Origin of the sequence: uncultured Ruegeria sp. (assembly GCF_947500045.1) — a bacterium.
In the GTDB taxonomy this organism is placed as follows: Bacteria; Pseudomonadota; Alphaproteobacteria; order Rhodobacterales; family Rhodobacteraceae; genus Ruegeria.
In genome coordinates this window covers 120,741-129,322 of the sequence record NZ_CANMQQ010000014.1, presented here as the reverse complement: position 1 = coordinate 129,322, position 8,582 = coordinate 120,741, and the positions used below count along the sequence as shown (strand labels likewise).

Annotated in this window: 9 protein-coding genes; 6 read left to right on the top strand and 3 right to left on the bottom strand. The window is 57.1% G+C overall.

Annotated features, from left to right (window positions below; genetic code table 11):
• Positions 1-190: 190 nt before the first annotated feature.
• A complete protein-coding gene (locus Q1B46_RS19450; RefSeq protein ID WP_299950810.1) occupies positions 191-784 on the bottom strand; it encodes a hypothetical protein in 594 nt (197 codons plus the stop codon).
• 98 nt (positions 785-882) lie between these two features.
• Positions 883-3,231 (bottom strand): DNA topoisomerase IV subunit A, encoded by a 2,349-nt coding sequence (locus Q1B46_RS19445; RefSeq protein WP_299950806.1) that lies wholly within the window; start codon positions 3,229-3,231, stop codon positions 883-885.
• A gap of 200 nt (positions 3,232-3,431) precedes the next feature.
• On the opposite strand from Q1B46_RS19445, the gene Q1B46_RS19440 reads away from it, so the two are divergent.
• The 6 genes from Q1B46_RS19440 to Q1B46_RS19415 all read left to right on the top strand — a co-directional run bounded on the left by Q1B46_RS19440 (position 3,432) and on the right by Q1B46_RS19415 (position 7,676).
• Positions 3,432-4,049 carry an SH3 domain-containing protein gene (locus tag Q1B46_RS19440; protein WP_299950803.1) on the top strand — a complete coding sequence of 206 codons (618 nt, stop codon included), beginning with the start codon at positions 3,432-3,434 and terminating at the stop codon, positions 4,047-4,049.
• A gap of 70 nt (positions 4,050-4,119) precedes the next feature.
• Positions 4,120-4,947: an SDR family NAD(P)-dependent oxidoreductase gene (locus tag Q1B46_RS19435; protein ID WP_299950800.1), complete on the top strand. Its 828-nt coding sequence runs from the start codon at positions 4,120-4,122 to the stop codon at positions 4,945-4,947.
• Between the two features lie 79 nt (positions 4,948-5,026).
• Entirely contained in the window at positions 5,027-5,227 is a 201-nt protein-coding gene (locus Q1B46_RS19430) for a twin transmembrane helix small protein (protein ID WP_299667068.1), read from the top strand.
• A gap of 3 nt (positions 5,228-5,230) precedes the next feature.
• Positions 5,231-5,803, top strand: coding sequence for a cob(I)yrinic acid a,c-diamide adenosyltransferase (locus tag Q1B46_RS19425; RefSeq protein WP_299950796.1), 573 nt, complete (start codon positions 5,231-5,233; stop codon positions 5,801-5,803).
• A gap of 185 nt (positions 5,804-5,988) precedes the next feature.
• On the top strand, positions 5,989-6,747 hold the full coding sequence (locus Q1B46_RS19420) for an electron transfer flavoprotein subunit beta/FixA family protein (RefSeq protein ID WP_299950793.1): 759 nt from the start codon (positions 5,989-5,991) through the stop codon (positions 6,745-6,747).
• Positions 6,747-7,676, top strand: a complete 930-nt coding sequence (locus Q1B46_RS19415) for an FAD-binding protein (protein ID WP_299950790.1) — start codon at positions 6,747-6,749, stop codon at positions 7,674-7,676. Before Q1B46_RS19420 ends, Q1B46_RS19415 begins: the two co-directional genes overlap by 1 nt.
• A 63-nt stretch (positions 7,677-7,739) precedes the next feature.
• Here Q1B46_RS19415 and Q1B46_RS19410 read toward each other — a convergent pair whose 3' ends face one another.
• Complete coding sequence (locus tag Q1B46_RS19410; protein WP_299950788.1) at positions 7,740-8,558, bottom strand: DUF6473 family protein; 819 nt, start codon at positions 8,556-8,558, stop codon at positions 7,740-7,742.
• Positions 8,559-8,582 lie beyond the last annotated feature (24 nt).

The following is an 8,582-nucleotide window of genomic DNA, read 5'->3' as shown; positions in this document are numbered from 1 at the left end:
GTCTTGCCGTGGTCAACGTGGCCAATCGTTCCAATGTTGACGTGCGGCTTATTACGCTCAAACTTTTCCTTTGCCATTCCTCAGGCGCCCTTTTGCGATTTGGGGGACCCTTGGTCCCGTGGTTACATCTGCGCGCGCGAGATATTTGGTTCAAAGGGGAAAATCAAGCACATCGTGAAGGAAAACCCGGTCAGGATGCCGGATTTTGTGTCACAACCTCGGTTTCCAATGGCTGGATCAGGGCGGGTCGGCGATCGAACCAGCCATTGTCTTTATGTTCTTCAGCCAACCACTCTTCGACCCGGTCGGCAACCTTCAAGGCAAGGCCGCTCATCTGCTCATCTCTTGTGCGCTCATGACCTGACCCTTTAAGGGCACTTCCGCCGGTCGTATCTTCCAGCACCTGGAATTGTTTGCCTTTGGCCAGAAACTCTTTCTTGTTCACGTCGTAGACGTTCACCAGAACGATGGCAGTGCTCTTGGGATTGTAAATTACCGGAATGCCGGGAGGGGCCAGCATGTACCCTTCCAGGCTGATACCGATGTCATATTCCTGAGCGCCCTCATAGCGGCCCAGACGAATATCAACTGCATTCTGGATCGCTGCAGTCCATTCATCCGGAGTTGCATCCCGCGAAACCGGCCCCTGAACGGCCTTTTCGGCAAAGGCATAGTTGACGCGCAGTTTGAATTCGCCCAGCGACTCAGGCTCTTCATAAACTTGCGTCTGGGTGCAGGCGCCCATCAGGGCCAGTCCGGTGATCAGTGTCAGGATGCGCAACATGTCTCTCGTCTCGATAGGCCTGTTTTCTTTGGATGTAGCGCACCGGTACGGGTTGTGCCAAGCTGTATCGGCATTATTTCACCAATGCAGCGCCACGATCACGAAAACTTATAGTCGCGCGGGAAGCCATAAGGTGCTTTTTTCCCAACACCTGCGCGCTTTGCCAACCATTGAGACATATCGGCCTCGTGCCGGGTTTTATCGCCACCCATGGACCATTTCAGACCCTCTTCCCAGTTGAAGGTGGTCACATCCGACAATCCACCATCCAATTCCAGCGTCCCCTGGCGCCCGCGCGCCATGTTGTATTTCTGCAAGCGTACGCCCTTGCCACGGGTCATTTCGGGCAGCTCTTCGGTCGGGAAGACCAGGAACTTGCCGTTTTGCGATACAACGGCCACGTGATCGCCATCGATCGGTTTGCAGATCATCGCTGTTTCAGCGTCTTTGACGTTCAGAACCTGTTTGCCGTTTCGGGTCTGCGCCAGCACGTCATCTTCGGGCACCATGAAACCGTTGCCCGAGTCCGAGGCAACCAGCAGCTTGCGCCCCGGCTTATGGATCAGGATGTCTATGATCTGAGCCTCGTTGGGAAGGTCGACGATCAGACGTAGCGGTTCACCCATGCCCCGCCCGCCAGGCAGGTTGGCGGCGCTGACGGTGTAGAAACGTCCATTGGACGCGAAGACCAACAATCGGTCCGTGGTTTCCGCATGGAATATGAAACGCGGGCCGTCGCCATCCTTGAACTTCAGCTCTCGCTTTAGATCAATATGGCCGGTCATGGCACGAATCCAGCCCATCTGGGAGCAGACGACCGTAATCGGCTCCTTGTCGATCATCGCCTCCAGCGGAACCTCTTCAACCTGACCTGCTTCGGCGAACTGCGTACGCCGCGCCCCACCTTCATAGTCTTTGCCGAAGGTCTTCTTGGTCTCTTTCAACTGCTCGGCGATCTTGGCCCATTGCAGTGCTGGATCCGCCAGCAGGTCTTCGAGATTGGCACGTTCCAGCATCAATTCGTCGCGTTCGCGGACCAGCTCCATCTCTTCCAGACGGCGCAGGCTGCGCAAACGCATGTTGAGGATGGCGTCGACCTGAACTTCGGACAGCTCGCCCTCGCCCGGTTTGGGCGAGACATAATCCGCCTCGCTGGTGGCGCGGATATGGGTAATACCCCAATCCTCGCGCATCAACGCGGCTTTGGGATCGTCGTCGTATCGGATAATGTCGATCACACGGTCGAGGTTCAGGAAGGCAACGATGAAGCCTTCCAACACCTCCAACCGGTGGTCGATCTTGGCCATGCGATGGCGCGAGCGACGCAGCAGCACCTCTTGCCGGTGATCAAGGAACGCGCGTAGCACTTCCTTCATCGAGCAGACCTTGGGCGTCACGCCGTCGATCAGCACGTTCATGTTCAGGCTGAACCGTATCTCGAGGTCCGAGTTGCGATAAAGCATGCCCATCAGCACCTCGGGGTCCACGTTCTTGGAGCGTGGTTCAAGGATCAGGCGGATGTCATCGGCAGATTCGTCGCGGACATCGGCAAGGATCGGGATTTTTTTGGTCTGGATCAGTTCCGCAATCTTTTCGATCAGCTTGGATTTCTGAACCTGATAGGGGATCTCGGTGACCACGATCTGCCATTGACCGCGCCCCAGATCCTCCACCTCGAACTTACAGCGCAGACGGAACGACCCCCGCCCGGTGCGATAAGCCTGTGCGATGTTCTCAGGCGGTTCGACAATAACGCCACCCGTCGGGAAGTCCGGTCCGGGGACGTAATTCAGCAATGTGTCATCACGCGCATCCGGCGTTTTGATCAGATGCAAACAAGCATCGCACAGCTCCGAAATGTTGTGCGGCGGAATGTTTGTCGCCATGCCGACCGCGATGCCACTGGATCCGTTCGCCAGCAGATTCGGGAATTGCGCAGGCAGCACAACCGGTTCAGACAGCGTGCCATCATAGTTATCGCGGAAATCGACGGCGTCTTCATTCAGACCCTCCAGCAGCGCTTCGGCCACAATGGTCATCCGAGCCTCGGTGTATCGCGAGGCGGCGGGATTATCGCCGTCGATATTGCCGAAATTCCCCTGCCCGTCGACCAGCGGGTAACGGACGTTGAAATCCTGCGCCAGGCGCGCCATCGCGTCGTAGATCGCGGCGTCGCCATGTGGGTGATAGTTACCCATCACATCGCCCGAGATTTTCGCCGACTTACGGAACCCGCCCGTTGCACTGAGTCGCAATTCGCGCATTGCATAGAGGATTCGCCGGTGAACCGGCTTTAGCCCGTCGCGCGCATCCGGCAGCGCGCGGTGCATGATGGTGGACAGCGCATAGGTCAGATAACGCTCACCAATCGCGCGGCGCAGCGGTTCGGCTATCTCGCCCCCGGTCTCGGGGGTCTCCATATTGGGGTCGTCGATCGTATCATTCATACATGATGTGATACGACGCAAGCGCGCGCGGGTAAAGCAATCGACACGTAATTTGCTGGGGACAAGTCGGGCTTTTTGCAACAGGGGGAGGCAAGTGCCGGTTTTCCCCCATGTTTTCGACTCAAAGTGCCATCTATGGTAAACTCTCTGTCATTAAGTCTGCTGCCATTATTGTTTTACGATTGATCTGGGGGTGCGCCATGATGCGCGTTATTGTTATTACTTTTGCCATGCTCGGGTGGAGCTTCTACGTCATGAGTGGCGGCCCGGATTTCGAACCGCGCGGAACCCGTGCTGAGCAGCCAGCTCAGGTTGCCTCAGTGTCAGAGCCCAAACCTGCCACCGTCCCAGCAGCGCGTGTAGAGGGTTTGGTAACTAACGTCGCGGCGCGCGCTGTCCCCGCACGAGTTGAACCTGAACCCCTGGTCGAAGAGAACACCGCAGCCGTTCTTTCGCAAATAGCGACTGATCCGTTGTCTCAGTTTTCCGCGTTTGACGAAGATGGTGTCAGCTTCACTCTGGCGTCGCTCGAGGATGGTGCCGCGGGATTGTTGCAGGTGGAAACCGAGGTTCAGGACGATGTCACGCCAACATCTCAGGTGATCGAGCCTGAAAAGGATATTCGGGAAATCTCTGGCACGCGCGTGAACATGCGCGACGGGCCCGGAACGATCTACCCGATCATAGCCAAGGCAACCATTGGTCAACGCGTTGAAGTGCTAAGCGAGTCGGGCACCGGCTGGCTGCGGCTGCGGCTGCTACCAGGGCAAAGCGTGGGTTGGATTTCTGCATCACTTGTTCGCAAGCCAACAAACTGACGTAACTGTTTCATTGTCCTGACCAGAACCTCGCCATACCTATGGGGCGAGGTTCAGTTTCGGAAGCAACATGCAAAAATCCATACTTATTACAGGCTGCTCATCAGGGATCGGACTGGATGCCGCGCACGGGATGCGCGCGCGTGGCTGGCGGGTGTTCGCATCCTGCCGCCAACAGCGCGACTGTGATCGGCTGCGCGCCCAAGGCTTTGAAAGCCCCCGAATCGACTATACCAACACCAGCAGCATTACTTCAGGCCTGCATCAGGTTTTAGAAGCAACCGGCGGTACGCTGGATGCACTGTTCAACAATGGTGCTCATGGCCTTCCCGGCGCGGTTGAAGACGTTCCAACAGACGGGCTTCGACTGATCTTCGAGACGAATGTGTTCGGCTGGCATGAACTGACCCGACAGGTGATTCCCGTTATGCGCGCTCAGGGGCATGGGCGTATCGTGCAGAACTCATCGGTTCTGGGGCTGGTCGCATTTCCGTGGCGCGGGGCCTACGTGGCCACAAAATACGCAATCGAAGGCCTGACCGACACATTGCGGCTGGAATTGCGAGACACCGATATAAAAGTCATCCTGATTGAACCGGGCCCGGTTACCTCGAAAATTCGTGTAAATTCGATTCCGGTTTTCGAACGCTTTATCGACTGGAAAAACTCAGCCCTGCGTCAGAGATACGAGGATAAGTTGCTTAAACGCCTCTACGAATCCTCGGGCACCGACAGGTTCGAACTGCCCCCGTCGGCTGTTACCGCCAAGCTGGCGCATGCGGTCGAATCCAAACGCCCGCGCGCGCGATACTACGTGACAACCCCCACCTATATCGCCGGATATCTGCGCCGTATCCTGTCGACCCGAACCATAGATCGCATCCTTTCGGACATCTGAGGCGAAATTACCCGTTCGCTTTTGACACGATCAACGCTAGATCAGGGCCATTGAGATAACAAACGCGAACGGTGACTCTATGGACCTCTTGATGGTTGTACTCCTATTGGCCATGGCGGCGGTGGTTACCGTGTTGGTGCTTGGCATCGCCAATTTCGGAAAACCCGGCAAAGATGCAGCGCTGAAAAGCAACAAGATGATGCGCCTGCGCATCCTTTTCCAGTTCATCGCCGTGGTATTGATCGTGCTCTACGTCTACCTGCGCGGACAGGGGGGCTGAGAAATGGTCGTCCTCAATAAAATCTACACGCGCACTGGCGATGACGGAAAAACCGCGCTGGGCAATGGCGAACGGGTCGCCAAATACTCCGGGCGCGTCGCGGCCTACGGCACTGTGGACGAGTTGAACTCGTTCGTTGGCGTCGCCCGAACCGAAGCAGACGGGCAGGTCGATACCGCCCTGTCCCGCATCCAGAATGACCTGTTCGATCTGGGGGCCGATTTCTGCCGCCCCGACATGGATAAAGACGCCGAGGCCGACTACCCGCCCTTGCGTATCGTTGCCGCACAGATCGACCGGCTTGAGGCCGAGATCGATGTGATGAACGAAACGCTGGAACCTTTGCGCAGTTTCATCCTGCCCGGCGGCTCGCGTCTGGCTGCACATTTGCATGTCTGCCGGACGGTTTCGCGTCGGGCCGAACGGCTGGCGGTTGAGTTGACGAATATGGAACCGGTGAACGAAACGGCTGTGAAGTACCTCAACCGTCTCAGTGACTGGTTCTTTGTCGCCGCCCGTTGCGCCAACAATGGCGGGCGCGACGATGTGCTGTGGGTTCCGGGCGCGAACCGCTGAAAGCACCCATCGCAAGGAAACTAAATTTCGTTTCTTGCCGAAAAATTACCAAAACGCGACGTCTCGAGCCCATGACGTGACGATTTTGCTCTGTTGTAGGGCATCACGACCCGTTATCTAGGCCAACGAGAGCATTGGTGGAGTCGCTGCGCGGCTTGCCGTTTTTGTAAGGAGCATACGCAAAAATGAAGGTACTTGTGCCTGTCAAGCGCGTGATCGACTACAACGTGAAAGTTCGTGTGAAAGCGGACGGCAGCGGTGTTGATCTCGCCAATGTAAAGATGTCGATGAACCCGTTCGACGAGATTGCAGTGGAAGAGGCGATCCGCCTGAAAGAAGCGGGCAAGGCTGACGAAGTCATTGCCGTTTCCATCGGCGTGAAGCAGTCGCAGGAAACGCTGCGGACGGCTCTGGCCATGGGCGCGGACCGCGCGATCCTGGTTGTTGCGGCTGACGACGTGCATACCGATATCGAGCCGCTGGCCGTTGCGAAAATCCTGGCCAAAGTGGTCGAGGAAGAGCAGCCGGGCATCGTTCTGGCGGGCAAACAGGCGATCGATAATGACATGAACGCCACCGGCCAGATGCTGTCGGCCCTGCTGGGCTGGTCGCAAGGCACCTTCGCGTCTGAGTTGGACATCGAAGGCGACAGTGCCAAGATCACCCGTGAGGTTGACGGCGGCCTGCAGACTATCAGCGTCAAGATGCCAACCATCGTGACCGTCGACCTACGCCTGAACGAGCCGCGCTATGCGTCGCTGCCCAATATCATGAAGGCGAAGAAAAAACCGCTGGATGAGAAAACCGCCGCAGACTACGGCGTCGATGTCACCCCGCGTCTTGAAGTCGTCAAGACCGACGAACCGCCAGCACGCGCTGCAGGTATCATTGTAGGCTCAGTTGACGAGCTGGTCGGGAAACTCAAAGAAGCGGGGGCTGTGTAATGGCTGTACTTCTGCTTGCCGAAGTCAACAATGGCGAACTGAGCTTTGACGCGACCGCTAAGACCGTCGCGGCCACAAAATCGCTGGGCGATATCACGGTTCTGGCGGCGGGCGGATCTGCCGCTGCTGCTGGTGAGGCTGCCGCCAAGATTGATGGTGTGTCCAAGGTACTGGTTGCCGAAGATGCCTCGCTGGGTCACCGTCTTGCGGAATCAACCGCAGCCCTGATCGTGGGTCTGGCTGATGGGTACGAGCATATCGTTGCCCCCGCCACCACCGACGCCAAGAACGTGATGCCGCGCGTTGCAGCACTTCTGGACGTGATGGTGATCTCGGATGCCTCCGGCGTAGTTGACGGTTCGACTTTCGAGCGTCCGATCTACGCGGGCAACGCAATCCAGACGGTGAAATCGAAAGACGCCAAGAAAGTCGTCACCATTCGGACCGCCAGCTTTGACGCTGCGGGCGAAGGCGGCTCGGCTGCTGTCGAATCCATCTCGGTCGGTGACACACCCGGTCTGTCGGAATGGGTCGAGGACAAGGTGGCCGAAAGCGATCGTCCGGAACTGACCTCGGCTGGCGTCGTTGTCTCGGGCGGCCGTGGTGTCGGCTCGGAAGAAGATTTCAAACTGATCGAAGCTCTGGCTGACAAGCTGGGAGCCGCCGTGGGCGCTTCGCGCGCCGCTGTTGACTCGGGTTACGCGCCAAACGATTGGCAGGTGGGTCAGACCGGTAAGGTTGTTGCCCCAGATCTTTATGTCGCCGTCGGCATCTCGGGCGCGATCCAGCACCTTGCAGGCATGAAGGACTCGAAGGTCATTGTTGCGATCAACAAGGACGAAGAAGCGCCGATCTTCCAGGTTGCCGATTTCGGACTGGTTGCTGATCTGTTCCAGGCCGTACCGGAACTGACCGAGAAACTTGGCTGATCTTCGGCGGAGATTTTTCGTCGAAAAATCTTGGAAGGCCCGCCATTGGCGGGCCTTTTCTGTCTAATCGCACAGATCGTTAATCGTGCGCGCCAAGGTTTCTGCAATTTTGCGATGCGTGGCTGGACCGATCATGTGTTCTGCAATTGGCTGCTGCAAGGTGCCAAACAACATGTCTTCAATCTCATCAGACTCACCGCAGACCTGAACCCGAAGATCCAGGCACGCTGCACAATGGGGTCTAATCGCATCGATCATCGCCGTATCAATCGAAACTCGTTCGTGGGGGAACGATTCCAGCGCACAATCCTCCACTTCGAGGCTCAATACGACGACCGGAGGCGAAAGCTGCCTGAGAAACGTGCTGATTTTCTCAATCCATTCCCGACGCAATTCCTGTTCCACGACCTCAATCCGAGCATCCGACCGTGCCCATAGGCGCGTCAGAAGATGTCGTACAAAGTGGATATCCGTGAAATCTTCCTCGGGGTACAACGCAACCAAATCCGCGGTCGGTGCGACGAAACGATCATTGCGGCGCGGGTGCACGCGATAGTATCGGTTTGATTGACCCAACAGACCGGGCATTTGCAGGACGCAAATCTCAGCGCGGTTTGCGATTTCCAGCAGACCCGCATCCTGCGTCAATGCCTCGACCCCGCAAAACAGGCTGCCGAGATTGAGACATCGGCGATCCAGACGACGCTCAAGGATCTTGGGAAAGGGTGAATCGACGAACCGACCAAAGGTCTCTTCCCCTCCCAAACACGCTACAAACGGGCGATCAAGTTCCCGCTGTGGACCTCTGAAACGCAGTTTCGAGGCCCCATATCCACACATCGGTTCCGCGGAACAGCCCGCGTTGATCGATTGATAGCTCATCACACTCACCCAAATTTTCACCCG

Bases quoted from the DNA above. Each gene is read 5' to 3' on its own strand.
- Q1B46_RS19450 (WP_299950810.1), bottom strand. From the start codon at position 784: ATGTTGCGCATCCTGACACTGATCACCGGACTGGCCCTGATGGGCGCC.
- Q1B46_RS19410 (WP_299950788.1), bottom strand. From the start codon at position 8,558: ATGAGCTATCAATCGATCAACGCGGGCTGTTCCGCGGAACCGATGTGT.
- Q1B46_RS19430 (WP_299667068.1), top strand. From the start codon at position 5,027: ATGGACCTCTTGATGGTTGTACTCCTATTGGCCATGGCGGCGGTGGTT.
- Q1B46_RS19440 (WP_299950803.1), top strand. From the start codon at position 3,432: ATGATGCGCGTTATTGTTATTACTTTTGCCATGCTCGGGTGGAGCTTC.
- Q1B46_RS19425 (WP_299950796.1), top strand. From the start codon at position 5,231: ATGGTCGTCCTCAATAAAATCTACACGCGCACTGGCGATGACGGAAAA.
- Q1B46_RS19415 (WP_299950790.1), top strand. From the start codon at position 6,747: ATGGCTGTACTTCTGCTTGCCGAAGTCAACAATGGCGAACTGAGCTTT.
- Q1B46_RS19445 (WP_299950806.1), bottom strand. From the start codon at position 3,231: ATGAATGATACGATCGACGACCCCAATATGGAGACCCCCGAGACCGGG.
- Q1B46_RS19435 (WP_299950800.1), top strand. From the start codon at position 4,120: ATGCAAAAATCCATACTTATTACAGGCTGCTCATCAGGGATCGGACTG.
- Q1B46_RS19420 (WP_299950793.1), top strand. From the start codon at position 5,989: ATGAAGGTACTTGTGCCTGTCAAGCGCGTGATCGACTACAACGTGAAA.